At 66.3% G+C, this 13,664-nt stretch carries 10 protein-coding genes; 4 read left to right on the forward strand and 6 right to left on the reverse strand.

All coding sequences use genetic code 11. The features are described 5' to 3' along the window. Positions 1-400: 400 nt before the first annotated feature. Complete coding sequence (locus tag AC1DR7_RS18980) at positions 401-2,374, forward strand: alpha/beta hydrolase family protein (protein ID WP_478051621.1); 1,974 nt, start codon at positions 401-403, stop codon at positions 2,372-2,374. Positions 2,375-2,447: 73 nt separating this feature from the next. Here AC1DR7_RS18980 and AC1DR7_RS18985 read toward each other — a convergent pair whose 3' ends face one another. After that, positions 2,448-4,223, reverse strand: coding sequence for a peptide MFS transporter (locus AC1DR7_RS18985; RefSeq protein WP_478051622.1), 1,776 nt, complete (start codon positions 4,221-4,223; stop codon positions 2,448-2,450). A 179-nt stretch (positions 4,224-4,402) separates the two neighbouring features. Beyond that, entirely contained in the window at positions 4,403-5,554 is a 1,152-nt protein-coding gene (locus tag AC1DR7_RS18990; RefSeq protein WP_457319198.1) for an acetyltransferase domain-containing protein, read from the reverse strand. A gap of 222 nt (positions 5,555-5,776) precedes the next feature. Here AC1DR7_RS18990 and AC1DR7_RS18995 point away from each other — a divergent pair, with 222 nt between their 5' ends. From AC1DR7_RS18995 to AC1DR7_RS19005, 3 genes are all read left to right on the forward strand, one after another. Next, the gene (locus AC1DR7_RS18995) at positions 5,777-7,747 is read left to right on the forward strand and encodes an OPT family oligopeptide transporter (RefSeq protein ID WP_141057252.1); all 1,971 of its coding nucleotides are present in this window, start codon (positions 5,777-5,779) and stop codon (positions 7,745-7,747) included. 148 nt (positions 7,748-7,895) lie between these two features. Continuing rightward, positions 7,896-9,959, forward strand: a complete 2,064-nt coding sequence (locus tag AC1DR7_RS19000; RefSeq protein ID WP_457319199.1) for a S9 family peptidase — start codon at positions 7,896-7,898, stop codon at positions 9,957-9,959. A gap of 240 nt (positions 9,960-10,199) precedes the next feature. After that, entirely contained in the window at positions 10,200-11,438 is a 1,239-nt protein-coding gene (locus AC1DR7_RS19005) for a DUF819 family protein (RefSeq protein WP_256776358.1), read from the forward strand. 204 nt (positions 11,439-11,642) lie between these two features. On the opposite strand, the gene AC1DR7_RS19010 is transcribed toward AC1DR7_RS19005, so the two are convergent. From AC1DR7_RS19010 to minC, 4 genes are all read right to left on the reverse strand, one after another. Further along, positions 11,643-12,128: a hypothetical protein gene (locus tag AC1DR7_RS19010; protein ID WP_457321759.1), complete on the reverse strand. Its 486-nt coding sequence runs from the start codon at positions 12,126-12,128 to the stop codon at positions 11,643-11,645. A gap of 49 nt (positions 12,129-12,177) precedes the next feature. Further along, the gene (gene minE, locus AC1DR7_RS19015) at positions 12,178-12,438 is read right to left on the reverse strand and encodes a cell division topological specificity factor MinE (protein WP_017355894.1); all 261 of its coding nucleotides are present in this window, start codon (positions 12,436-12,438) and stop codon (positions 12,178-12,180) included. 2 nt (positions 12,439-12,440) lie between these two features. Then, positions 12,441-13,250, reverse strand: coding sequence for a septum site-determining protein MinD (minD, locus tag AC1DR7_RS19020; protein WP_256776357.1), 810 nt, complete (start codon positions 13,248-13,250; stop codon positions 12,441-12,443). Between the two features lie 36 nt (positions 13,251-13,286). After that, positions 13,287-13,664: septum site-determining protein MinC (gene minC / locus AC1DR7_RS19025; protein WP_478052996.1), on the reverse strand; the 378-nt coding region annotated here is incomplete at its 5' end.

A 13,664-nucleotide genomic window follows, 5' to 3' on the forward strand; every position in this document is an offset into this window, starting at 1 on the left:
GTCGTCAGAAGAGCCCGCTTTGCCGCGTTGCCTGTGCCATCCGCAAGCCGAGCCCCGTAGCGGCCGCTAGGCYCCTGGGCAAAATAAAGGAGGAGGCCGCTCCGCGGCCGGGGGACATTTGCGCCAGGRGCCTAGCGGCCGCTACGGGGCCCTCACGCGCGCGACAAACCCGAGCGGAGACAGCACTAGATCCAAGACGGCGTCCGACTACCCAGCCACACGTATCGCTGTCTGCGACGCGCCTTCAAGGAGGCGCGCCCCAAACTGGAAGAAACACCCTGTTACAAGCGCCACCGAGGAAAGACCCGACAGGCGGGTCCGAAGTGCTCCTATGGTCCCGGCATTCAGCTTCCGTCTAGAATCGGCCACCCGGACAGGGTGTCCGGAAACAGGGGGAAGGATGCGCAAGTCAGGCTGGATGGCATTGATCGTGTGTGGCGCGCTGGCGGGGCAGGCCGGTGCAGTGGACCTGGACCGATATCTCAAGCGCGATGACTTCGCCGATATCAAGATTTCGCCCAATGGCGACTACTTCGCCGCCACCGTGCCGATGGAAGACCGCACCGCGCTGGCGATCCTGCGCCGGTCGGACAGCAAGGTCGTCGGCACCTTCGTGCCGCCGGCCAAGAACCACGCCAACGACTTCGACTGGGTCAACGGCAATCGCGTGCTGATCGGGCTGGCCGAGAAGATCGGCGCGCTGGACATGCCACGACCCACCGGCGAGTTGTTTGCGATCAACGCCGATGGCGGGCGCGGCGAACTGCTGGTGGGCTACCGCGTGGAAGGCAACGGCCCCGGCACCCGCATCCAGCCCAAGAAGGTAGAGGCCGTGGCGGCGTTCCTGTTCGACGACCTCCCGCAGGATGACCGCAACGTGCTGGTCTCGATCTGGCCCTTCAGCAACGAGCCCTTCACCCGCGTGGACAAGCTGGACGTACAGAGCGGTCGCCGCCAGACGGTGGCGCTGTCGCCGGTACGTCGTGCCGAATTCGTCAGCGACGCCAACGGCCAGGTCCGCTTCGCCCATGGTGCCGGCACCGACAACGTCAACAAGCTCTATTACCGCGAAGGCGGGGGCGACACCTGGAAGCTGGTCAACGATGAGGCGGTCAATGGCCGCATCGAGCAGGCGATCGGCTTCTCCGCCGACGGCAAGCTGGCCTACTTCACCTCCGAGCAGGCCAACGGCCCCACCGCGATCATCGCCTGGGATCCGGCGACCGGCGCGCGGACGCCCGTGCTGCGCGATCCCAAGGTCGATCCCAGCCGCATCATCCGTCGCCCCGGTACCGCCATCCCGGTCGGCGCGCTGTTCCTGGGCGACACGCCGCACACCCGCTTCTTCGATGAGACCTCCGCCGATGCACGGCTGTACCGCAGCCTGGAAGCGGCCTTCGGTGGCGATGCGGTCTTCATCACCTCCAGCACCCGGGACGGCAAGCAGCTGATGATCGAAGCGTGGTCGGGGCGGAATCCCGGCGACTTCTACATCTTCAACAACGAAACCAAGAAAGCCGATCACGTGATCAGCCGCAGCAGCTGGGTGGACCCGGCCAAGGCCGCCACCGTGCTGCCGGTGGCGGTCAAAGCCCGCGACGGACTGGACCTGAGCGGGTTCCTGACCGTCCCGGCTGGTCGTGCCGGCGGCAAACTGCCGATGGTGGTCATTCCGCACGGCGGCCCGTTCGGGATCTTCGACGACGGCAGCTACACCACCGAAACCCAGCTCCTGGCGGCGGCCGGTTATGCCGTGCTGCAGGTCAACTTCCGTGGCTCGGGCAACTATGGCCGCGCCTTCCAGGCCGCCGGTGCGAAGCAGTGGGGCGGGACGATGCAGGATGATCTGACCGACGCCACCCGTTGGGCCATTGCGCAGGGCCACGCCGATCCCGCGCGGATCTGCATCTACGGTGCCAGCTATGGCGCGTATGCCGCCCTGATGGGCGCGGCCAGGGAGGCCTCGCTGTACAAGTGCGCGGCCGGTTATGTCGGTGTCTACGACCTGCCCATGATGTTCACCCGTGGCGATACACAGGAAAGAAAGTCCGGTGAAACCTTCCTGAAGGATTGGTTGGGTGATCCGCAGACGCTGGCGGCAGTGTCGCCGGTCAACCTGGCTGCGCAGATCAACGTCCCGGTGTTCCTGGCTGCGGGCGGTGAAGACCAACGCGCCCCGATCTTGCACACCAAGCGCATGGAAGAGGCGCTGAAGAAGGCCGGCGTGCCGGTGGAGTCGCTGTACTACGCCACCGAAGGCCACGGCTTCTACACCGATCCGCATCGCCGCGAGTACTACAGCAAGCTGCTGGCGTTCCTGTCGCGCAGCCTCGGCGGGGAAACCGCCAACGCAGCGGCCGCCGCACAGCCCTGATCAGCGCTGCAGCGTGGAAACGAGAACGGCACCGCGAGGTGCCGTTCTGGTTTGGGCATGGGGCGGTCGCGCCTTATTTCACCCCGTGCATCATCTTCTTCAGCAGCGGCGAGCAGGCCAGCGCGACGGCCGCACAGCCCAGGCCGATCCACATCAGCAGCCAGAACAGGTGCGCGTAACTGGCCGCGGCGCTGGCGATGTTCATCGTCTGGCCCTCCGGCACTTCGATCGCGGCGAGCTTGCCGAACAGCGCGGCCAGCGTTTCGGAGAAGGCGGTGGCCAGGAACCAGGTGCCCATCATCAGGCTGACCACACGCGGCGCGGCCAGCTGGGTGACCGCCGACAGGCCCACCGGTGACAGGCACATTTCGCCGATCTCCAGGATCAGGTAGGCCAGCACCAGCCACCACACGCTGGCCATCTGCCCGGTCGCGCCCACCTGCTGGGCGGCCAGTGCCAGCGGCACGAACGACAACGCGGCAAAGATCAGTCCGATCGAAGACTTGACCGGCTTGGACGGGTCCAGGCGACGGCGGTCCAGCCACGCCCACAGCATCGCAAACAGCGGGGCGAGGACCACCAGGAACAGGCCACCCAGATAGGTCAGCGAGCCGGCGGTCTGCGGGATCACCAGGCAGTCGCGGATCAGCATCACCAGCATCAGCGCGACGATGACGATGAACAGGTTGCGCGGCGCGGTCGAGCCGGGGCTGCGCTCGGACAGCCGTGCGGCCACCACGAAGCCCAGCGGCGCCAGCAGCAGCGAGGCGATCGACCACGGCAACGGGGTGCCGCTCTGGATCACCAGCGACGGCACCAGATCCTTGGTCAGCAGGCGATCGGTGAAGGTCACCCACGACCCGTAGGTCTGCTCGTACAGGGTAAAGAACACCAGGGCCATGAAGATCAGCGCCATGAGCGCGATCATCTGCTGGCGCTGCACCGGCGTGCAGCGGGTGCCGGTGAACCAGGCGAACCAGACCAGCACGCCGCCGAGCACGACGATCATCAGCATCAGCGCCAGACTGATTTCACCGCCGAGCGCGAACGCGCCGTTGGCGGCGGCCCACATCAAGGCCGCGACGGGGATCACGCCGAGCACCGCCAGCGCGTAGATCAGCCACTCGCGGCGGATGCCCAGCACGCGCTGGCGCAGCGCCGGCACATCGGTCGGTTCGGCGTGGCCTTGCAGGTACTTCTGGCCCCACAGGAACATGCACAGGCCGATCACCATGCCGATGCCGGCCGCACCGAAGCCGTACTTCCAGCCATAGGCTTCGCCGAGGAAACCGCACACCAGCGAGGCGAACAGCGCGCCCAGGTTGATGCCGGCATAGAACAGGGAGAAGCCGGAGTCGCGGCGTGGATCGTTTTCCGGATACAGCTTGCCAACGATGGTGGAGATGTTGGGCTTGAGGAACCCCACGCCCATGATGATCAGCGCCAGCGAGAGGTAGGTGATGCCCAGCGCGGCGTCATCGCGCACGATCTGCCCGTCGATGCGGGTCGCCGCGTGGCCTTCGAAGGCCATGCCCATATGCCCCAGCACCAGCAGCACGCCGCCGAACACCACCGCCTTGCGCATGCCCAGCCAGCGGTCGGCGAGCAGGCCACCGAACACCGGGATGCAGTACACCAGGCCACCGTAGGCACCGAGCAGATCCAGCCCGGCCTTGTCGCCGAACAGGTGGTACTTGGTGAGATACAGCAGCAGCAGCGCCTTCATGCCGTAGAACGAGAACCGCTCCCACATCTCGGTGAAGAAGCAGACGTAAACGCCCTTGGGGTGGCCGAGGAAATCGTCGGTGGCAGTGGAGGTTGCGGAGGCGGGCAGGGCGGCTGCGGTCATCGAGGGATAGGGCGCGGCGGACAAGGAGGCGAGTATAGGCCCGGGGCGAAGGGCCAGCCGTGCCGCGTCTGGCCGCTCCGCCGTCGTGGTGTCGGCCGCTCCGCTGTCGTAGTGCCGGCCGCTACGCTCTAGTAGTGCCGGCCGCTGGCCGGCAGCCTCACCATCCCGGCATCGCGCGCTTACAGATAACGAAGCCAGGCCAGGTCCCGCCGCCGCGCCTTGAACCGCGCGAACGCTCTGGTCGGCCAATACAGCGCCAGGGCCAGCACCGCGGTGATCACCCACAGGCTGGCCACGTGGTCCACGGCGAAGTACGCCCCGTGGGTGTGCCCCCAGCGTGCTTCGGCCAGCACGTACAGCAGCTTCAGCACGTACAGGTGCAGCAGGTAGAAGAACATCGGTGCCGCGCCGATGTCGGCCAGCGGTGCCAGCGCCCGGGCCACGCGCGGCTGCTCGTACAGGCGCAGCACCAGCAGGCCGATGCCCAGGGTCAGCAGCAGGAACAGCAGCGAGGGCGGGTACTTGGTGACGTTGAAGAAGCTCATCAGCGTGCTGCCCGGGGTGGCGAAGGACTGCCACGGGCTGTCGCCGTAGAGGTCCACCGCCCGCAGCAGCACGAAGCCCAGCAATGCACCGGCGCCGGCCATCCACAGGCGGCGCTGGCGCAGCAGGGGATCGCCGCCGCGCGCGAACCATGGGCCGATCACCCAGCCCAGCGCAATGACGCCGATCCACGGCAGCACCGGGTAGGAGGTGCGCAGGCGCAGCCCATCGGTCACGGCGATCCAGTCGCGCTGGTGCAGCACCTTCCACAGCACGGCCAGCGCCCCGTCGCCCTGCACGCGGACGCCATCGAGCAGGTTGTGCCCGGCGATCACGGCCAGCGCCAACACCGCCAGCGCCCCGCGGGGCAGCCACAGCAGCCCGGCCAGCGCGATCATGCTGATGCCGATCGCCCAGATCACCTGCAGGTACATCACGCTGGGCGGGAACTGCAGCGTCCACGCGACATTGACCACCAGCAGCTCCAGCACCACCAGGAACAGGCCGCGCTTGAGCAGGAAGGCCGACGCGGCCCGACGCCCATCCGGCTTGCCACTGGCGTACAACCAGGCCGACAGGCCGGTCAGCAGCACGAACACCGGCGCACACAGATGTGCCAGCAGCCGGCTGACGAACAGCGCGGGCTCGACCTGGTCAATCACCATCGGGTCGCCCACCTGCTGGTGCATATGGAAGGTTTCGCGTACGTGGTCGAGCAGCATCAGCACGATCACGGTGCCGCGCAGCTGGTCGATGGAGGTCAGGCGGGAGGGGGAGGAATACGTCACAGCGGCGCCGGGTGCTCGGTGCGATAGGATATAACATTACTAAATGGATGGGCCCGGCCTTGAACGTTGCCGAGTCCGGCGGGTCGCGGCTGCGGCGGCACGCGAAGGTCAACAGGGGCCTTGATCGGGTGGTGCAGGGTTGCCGGCCAGCGGCCGGCACTACTGGACTTGCCTGTACATGAACGCTAGCGTGGCAGGGATTTTTTGCCAGCAGGGGCTTCCATGAACAACGACGCTGCGCCACGCCAGCTCACTTTCCGCGCGGTGGTGCTTGCCATCGTGCTGGCAGTGATTCTGTCGGCCGCCAACGCCTACCTGGGTCTGTTCGCAGGCCTGACCATCGCCACCGCGATTCCCGCCGCCGTCATCTCCATGGGCGTGCTGCGCCTGCTTGGCGGTGGCACCATCCTTGAAAACAACATCGTCCAGACCGGCGCCTCGGCCGGCTCGTCGATCGCCGCCGGCGTCATCTTCACCATCCCCGCGCTGGTGATCATGGGCTACTGGCCGGACTTCAAGTACTGGTGGGTGCTGGGCATCGCCGGTCTGGGTGGCCTGCTGGGCGTGCTGTTCTCGGTGCCGCTGCGTCGTTCGATGATCGTCGAAGATCCGCTGCCGTTCCCGGAAGGCAAAGCCGCCGCCGAGGTGCTCAAGGCCGGTGAAAATCCGGGCCCGGGGCTGAAGATCCTGGCCGTGTCGGCGGTGATCGGCGCCTTCGTGAAGCTGGCCGCCGAAAGCGGCCTGCGCCTGATCCCGGATGCCTGGGCCACCTCGGCCTACGTGGGCAGCTCGAAGATCACCGCCTTCATCGGCACCAACCTGTCCCCGGCACTGCTGGGCGTGGGCTACATCGTCGGCCTGAACGTCGGCATCGTGGTGGTGTCCGGCTCGATCCTGACCTGGCATATCGCCATTCCGCTGTACCAGGCGTTCTTCATGAACACCGATCCGGCGCTGGCCGCGTCGATCGCCACGGCCACCTCCACCGAGGCGGCGTTCGCCATCTGGGGCGCGAAGATGCGTTACCTGGGTGTGGGCGCGATGCTGATCGGCGGCGTCTGGACGCTGATTTCGCTGCGCAAGTCGCTGCTCAACGGCGTCAAGAGTGGGTTTGCCGCGGCCCGCAAGAGCGGTGGCCCGGCACTGGCGCACACCGAGCGCGACCTGCCGATGAAGTGGATGCTGGTGGCCCTGGTCGTGTTCACCCTGCCGCTGCTGGCGCTGTACCAGGCCATCGTGGGCCAGTGGCATGTGTCGATCCCGATGACCCTCATCATGATCGTGGCCGGCTTCCTGTTCGTGTCGGTGTCGGCCTACCTGGCCGGCCTGATCGGCTCCTCCAACAACCCGGTCTCGGGCATCACCATCTCCACCATCCTGTTCGCCTCGGCGGTGCTGGTGCTGCTGCTCGGCAAGGACGGCCTGACCCCGGTCGGCGTCGGCGGCGCACCGCTGGGTGCGGTGGCCGCGATCATGATCGGTGCGGTGGTGTGCTGTGCGGCCGCGGTCGGCGGTGACAACCTGCAGGACCTCAAGGCCGGTTACATCGTCGGCGCCACCCCGTGGAAGCAGCAGTTGATGCTGGGTATCGGGGCGTTCTCGTGCGCGCTGATCATGGCCCCGGTGCTGAACCTGCTGGCCACCGCCTACGGCATCGGCGTCAAGTCCGAGCTGCATCCCAACGCACTGGCCGCGCCGCAGGCCAACCTCATGGCCTCGGTGGCCAAGGGCCTGTTCGGTGGCGAACTGCCGTGGACCTTCATCGGCATCGGCGCGGTGGTCGGCGCGGCGATCATCGCCTTCGACAGCTGGCTGAAGTCCCGCAACGCCCGCTTCCGCGTGCCGGTGCTGGCCGCGGCGATCGGCATCTACCTGCCGCTGGAACTGATGGTGCCGATCTTCCTGGGCGGGCTGATCGCCTATCTGGTGGAGCGTTTCCACAAGATCCGTGGCGACGATGAAGAAGGCCGCGACCGCGTGCACAAGCCGGGCGTGCTGTTCGCCGCCGGCCTGATCACCGGTGAAGCCCTGATGGGTATCGCGATCGCAGTGCCGATCGTCATCAGCAGCCGCGCCGACGTGCTGGCGCTGCCGTTCCACCTGCCTGGCGCGCAGTGGATCGGTCTGGCCGTGCTGTTCCTGGTCGGCTGGTTGATCTATCGCACCGGCAAGCGGGCGGTCGGTTCGGTATAAAGAACCTCGACCGGTTTCAAGACAAACCCCGCTCCGGCGGGGTTTGTCGTTTCTGCGGCCCGCCCATCCCCCTGCATGACCGATGGCCTTTGCATGGGCGGCCCCTGCGGCCCTAACATCGGCGTTTTGCCGTTCCGCGGAGACCCCGATGAAACTTCGTTACGCCCTGCTGCCGTTGTGCCTGCTGACCGCGATGCCTTCGCTGGCGGCCACGCGTGGCCTGGATGTGCGCGACATGATCGCGCTGGATCGGGTCTCCAGCCCGTTGCTCACCGCCGACGGCGGCAACGTCATCTTCGCCAAGCGCGTGGTCGGCAGCGACAGCAAGGCCAGCACCGGCCTGTTCATCCGCAACCTGCGCACCCGCGACCTGGCCCCGCCCAAGCCGCTCACCCCGGCTGGCTGGAACGTCAACTCGGCGGCACTGTCGGCCGACGGCGGCACCGTGTACTTCCTCAGCGCCAAGGGCGGCAGCCAGCAGCTGTATTCGCAGCCGATCGCCGGCGGCACCCCGCGCCAGTTGACCGACTTCCCGGTGGACGTGGACAGCTTCCACGTGTCCCCGCAGGGCGACCGTGTGGTCTTCAGCAGCGGCGTGTTCCAGGCGTGCGGCTCGGACCTGGCCTGCACCACCAGGAAGCTGGACGCGCACAAGGCGCGCAAGAACACCGGTGAAGTCTTCGACACTCTGTTCGTGCGCCACTGGGACACCTGGGCCGATGGCCGCCGCAACACCCTGTTCGTGGCGCCGTTGCCGGCGTCCAAGGCGGCGGCGGTGAAGGGGGCCTCGGCGATCAGCGCTACCCTCGACGGCGATGCCCCGTCCAAGCCGTTCGGCGGCAACGACGACTTCGCCTGGGCGCCGGACGGCAAGAGCGTGGTCGCCTCCATCCGCGTGGCGGGCAAGCAGGAGCCGTGGTCGACCAACTTCGACCTGTACCGGCTCGACGTGGACGGCAAGCAGGCCCCGGTCAACCTGACCGCGTCCAACCCGGCCTGGGATGCCGGCCCGGTGTTCAGCGCGGACGGCAAGACCCTGTACTACCGCGCGATGAAGCGCCCGGGCTTCGAAGCGGACCGCTTCGGGGTGATGGCGCTGGACCTGGCCTCGGGCAAGACCCGCGAGATCGCCCCGAAGTGGGACCGCTCGGCCGGTGAAATCGTGCTGGCCGCCGACGGCAACAGTTTCTACACCGGTGCCGACGACCTGGGCGAACACCGCCTGTTCAACATCGACATCGCCACCGGCAAGGCCACGGTCGTCGCCGAAGGCGGCAGCATCGGTTCGCCGGTGATCGCCGGCAGCACCCTGGCGTACACGAAGAACAGCCTCAAGAGCGGCGACCAGATCCTGGTGGCCGCCGCCGATGGCAGCAGCCCGCGCGAGATCACCCCGAGCGCCGCGCAGATGCTGCCCGACGTGGCCTTCGGCGACTACGAGCAGTTCCAGTTCAAGGGCTGGAACAACGACACCGTGCACGGCTACGTGGTCAAGCCTTACAACTACCAGGAAGGCAAGACCTACCCGGTGGCGTTCCTGATTCACGGCGGCCCGCAGGGCAGCTTCGGCAATGGCTGGAGCTACCGCTGGAACCCGCAGACCTATGCCGGTCAGGGCTACGCGGTGGTGATGATCGACTTCCACGGGTCTACCGGCTACGGCCAGGAATTCACCGATGCGATCAGCCAGCATTGGGGCGACCGCCCGCTGGAAGACCTGCAGAAGGGCTGGACCGCGGCGCAGAAGCAGTACCCGTTCCTCAACGGTGACAAGGCCTGCGCGCTGGGCGCCAGCTACGGCGGCTTCATGATCAACTGGATCGCCGGCAACTGGAACGAGCCGTGGAAGTGCCTGGTCAACCATGACGGCGTGTTCGACCAGCGCATGATGGGCTACGCCACCGAAGAGCTGTGGTTCACCGAGTGGGAGCAGGGCGGTACGCCGTTCCAGAAGGCGGCCAACTTCGAGAAGTTCAACCCGGTCAACCACGTGGCCAACTGGAAAAAGCCGATCCTGGTCATCCATGGCCAGCTCGACTTCCGCATTCCGGTCGAGCAGGGCCTGGCCGCGTTCACCGCCGCCCAGCGCCAGGGCATCGAATCCAAGTTCCTGTACTTCCCCGATGAAAACCACTGGGTGCTCAAGCCGCAGAACAGCGTGCAGTGGCATGACACCGTCAACGGCTGGTTGAAGCAGCACATCGGCGAATAAGCCGGATGGACGCGCCGCCCCTTGGGGCGGCGCTTCTTCATGGCACCGGGTGTGGTTGGCCGTGGTATCAGCGGTGATCGGCTGCGGTGTAACTGGTGATCGGCGGCGGTGTATCCGGCCATCGTCGTCGGTGTAACCGGTAGAGCCGACCGTTGGTCGGCTGCTCTTTTACGGTCTACAGGTGATTGTTTTCCCGAAACGTGTGGGATCCCACGCCCATCCTCCAGGTACGCCACACCCGTGAAAGCACCCGCCCTGATCCAGAACGACATCGTCGTCTTCGGCCTGATCGCCGCCACCCTCGGCGCCGTGTTCTGGACCGCCTCGCGCGAGCAGGGGCTGTGGAAGCGCTTCTACACCGTCGTGCCGGCGTTGCTGCTGTGCTACCTGATCCCGGGCATCTACAACACGTTCGGGCTGATCGACGGGCAGAACACGCATCTGTACAACCCGGTCGCGCGCGACATCCTGCTGCCGGCGGCGTTGGTGCTGCTCACCCTGGCGGTGGACATCAAGGGCATCCTGCGGCTGGGTCCGAAACTGATCGTGATGTATCTGGGCGCCTCCTTCAGCATCATGCTCGGCGCGGTGGTGGCCTTCCAGGTGATGAAGTGGCTGCACCCGGCCACCGTAGCTGGCGACACCTGGGCCGGCATGGCGGCACTGGCCGGCAGCTGGATCGGCGGCGGCGCCAACATGCTGGCCATGCGCGAGGTGTTCGACGTCAACGCGACCACCTTCGGCCAGTTCGCGGTGGTCGATGTGGGCGTGGGCTATGTATGGATGGCGGCGCTGATCTTCCTGGCTGGCCGCGCGGCGAAGATCGACGCGCGCAGCGGTGCTGATACCTCGGGCATCGACGAACTCAAGCTGCGCATCGAGAAATTCCGCAGCGAGCACGAACGTGTGGCCAGTCTTACCGACCTGATGCTGATCGTGGCGGTGGCCTTCGGCACGGTCGGCCTGTCGCACGCGATCGCCGGCCCGGTCTCGGCGTGGTTCAAGGGCCATGTCAGTTGGGCATCGCAGTTCAGCCTGGATGCGCCGTTTGTGTGGGTCGTGGTGATTTCCACTACCTGCGGCCTGGCGCTCAGCTTCACCCGTGCGCGCAACCTGGAGGGCGCTGGCGCGTCCAAGCTGGGCTCGCTGCTGCTGTATTTCCTGATCGCCTGCATCGGCATGCAGATGGACCTGCTGGCGCTGCTGGATCGACCGTGGTTGTTCCTGTTGGGCCTGATCTGGATCGCCGTGCACATCGTGCTGCTCTGGGCGTTGGCGCGGGTGTTGAAGGTGCCGTTCTTCTACTTCGCGATCGGCTCGCAATCCAACATCGGCGGACCGGCCTCGGCACCGGTGGTCGCCGCCGCCTTCCACCCGTCGCTCGCCCCGGTCGGGGTGCTGCTGGGGACGATGGGGTATGCGACCGGGACGTACCTGGCCTACATCGTCGGGATCACGTTGCGCGCGATGGCAGGGTAGAGCCGACCGTTGGTCGGCTGTCGTGCGCTGTGACGCCACGTCAAGAGCAGCCGACCAACGGTCGGCTCTACGGCAGAAGCAATCTGTGTTCGATCAATCAGGCAAGTGCATCCAGCATCCTGCTCGAACTGCGCTGGGTGAAAAGAAGGTCGCCGCGAGGTCGGGCGCGTCGCCACGCGCCCGGACGTGGCCGCGCATGCGGATTTACGCAGGAAGAAGGCCGCGTTCGAGCAACCACGCTTTGGCATCGTCTGCATCCTGCTCGAACCACGCGCGCGTAGAGCCCAGCCGATACGTATACCCCCACGCATCCATGTCCTGCATCAGCCGATCACTGCCCACGCCCGGCAATTGCCCGGCCAGCACGACCTGCAGGTAACAGGTGGCATCTTCCTCGGGCACCGAATCGGTGGCATCGGTATGCACCAGCGCACGCCGCTCTGGCGGCAGCACGATCAGGTGGCAGGCCTCGTGCAGCATCGAGTGCACTGGCGTGTCATCGCGCACATACACATCGCTGCCGATGATCCCAGCCTCCGGCTCGCCCCAGTAACTGCCCGGAATCGGCGCAGCCTCGGCCACACGGTGCAGACGCAACGCGTGCGCCGCAAGCAGGGCAACTGCATCGTCGAAACGGATATCGCCGACCCGCGTCACCTGCGGCTCGGTCTGGATCACAGCATCGTTCATCGTGGTCATGTCGCGCGCCCCCGCCCGGACGGGAAGGGGCGCTATCGCATCAGGGTTGTTGCGGACCTTCCGGCAAGGCGACGGAAATATCGAGCACATCGTGCTCCCCGTCCTTCACCAGATCCACCTTTACCGCATCGGCGTCGATGTTCACGTACTTCTTGATCACTTCCAGCAGCTCACGCTGCAACAGCGGCAGGTAATCGGGGCCACCGCGATGGCTGCGTTCCTGCGCGATGATGATCTGCAGACGGTTCTTCGCCGTTTCGGCAGTGGTCTTCTTCCGGTTCAGGAAATCGAACAGTCCCATGCTTACCCTCCGAACAGCTTGCTGAAGAAGCCTTTCTTCTCCACGGTGGTGAAGCGCATCGGACGCTCTTCGCCAAGAATGCGGCCGACCGCATCTTCATACGCCTGGCCCGCCGCCGATTCGGGGTCCAGGATCACCGGCTCGCCCTTGTTGGACGCATTGAGCACGTCGCCCGACTCGGGCACCACGCCAATGGCCTTCAGGCCCAGCACCTCTTCCACGTCGGTGATGCTCAGCATCTCGCCACTTTCCACCCGTGCCGGGCTGTAGCGCGTGAGCAGCAGGAACGCCGGCACATCCTGGCCCGACTCGGCCTTGTGCGTCTTCGAATCGAGCAGGCCGATGATGCGGTCCGAGTCGCGTACCGAGGACACTTCCGGATTCACCACCACCACCGCACGGTCGGCGTAGTACATCGCCAGGAACGCACCCTTCTCGATGCCGGCCGGCGAGTCGCAGATGATGTAATCGAAGCCGTCCGCGGCGAGGTCCTTGAGCACCTTGCCCACGCCTTCCTGGGTCAGCGCATCCTTGTCGCGGGTCTGCGAAGCGGCCAGCACGTACAGGTTGTCAAAGCGCTTGTCCTTGATCAGCGACTGCTTGAGCGTCGCCTCACCGTGCACGACGTTGACGAAGTCGTACACCACCCGGCGCTCGCAGCCCATGATCAGGTCGAGGTTGCGCAGGCCGACGTCGAAGTCGATCACCGCCACCTTCTTGCCGCGCCGTGCCAGGCCGCATGCCAGGCTGGCGCTGCTGGTGGTCTTGCCCACGCCGCCCTTGCCGGAAGTGACTACGATGATTTCAGCCAAAGGACTTCTCCTGATTCATTTTGTGTGGGCGCCGGATCAGTCCAGCGCCGCGATCTTGATCTGGTCCTGTTCCAGCCACACCTGCACGGCCTTGCCGCGCAGGGTGTCCGGGACATCGTCCAGTACCTTGTAATGGCCGGCGATTGCGACCAGTTCAGCATGGAATTCACGGCAGAAGATACGCGCCGTGGTGTTGCCTTGGGCACCTGCCAGGGCACGGCCCCGCAGCGTACCGTAGATGTGGATGCTGCCGTCGGCGATCACCTCGGCACCCGCGCCGACGGTCGCCATCACCGTGAGGTCGCAGTTTTCCGCGTACAGCTGCTGGCCCGAGCGCACGTTGCTGGTCTGCATGCGACCGGGCTGCGGTGCCTTGGCCGGATCGACCGCGGCCGGTGCCGGCGCGGCGGCGCG

This window comes from Stenotrophomonas sp. P5_A9 (assembly GCF_056400525.1).

What these genes read in the sequence shown, in the direction of transcription:
- minE (WP_017355894.1), bottom strand. Translation starts at nt 12,438, where the DNA reads ATGGGACTGTTCGATTTCCTGAACCGGAAGAAGACCACTGCCGAAACG.
- AC1DR7_RS19010 (WP_457321759.1), bottom strand. Translation starts at nt 12,128, where the DNA reads ATGAACGATGCTGTGATCCAGACCGAGCCGCAGGTGACGCGGGTCGGC.
- AC1DR7_RS18995 (WP_141057252.1), top strand. Translation starts at nt 5,777, where the DNA reads ATGAACAACGACGCTGCGCCACGCCAGCTCACTTTCCGCGCGGTGGTG.
- AC1DR7_RS18985 (WP_478051622.1), bottom strand. Translation starts at nt 4,223, where the DNA reads ATGACCGCAGCCGCCCTGCCCGCCTCCGCAACCTCCACTGCCACCGAC.
- AC1DR7_RS19000 (WP_457319199.1), top strand. Translation starts at nt 7,896, where the DNA reads ATGAAACTTCGTTACGCCCTGCTGCCGTTGTGCCTGCTGACCGCGATG.
- AC1DR7_RS18980 (WP_478051621.1), top strand. Translation starts at nt 401, where the DNA reads ATGCGCAAGTCAGGCTGGATGGCATTGATCGTGTGTGGCGCGCTGGCG.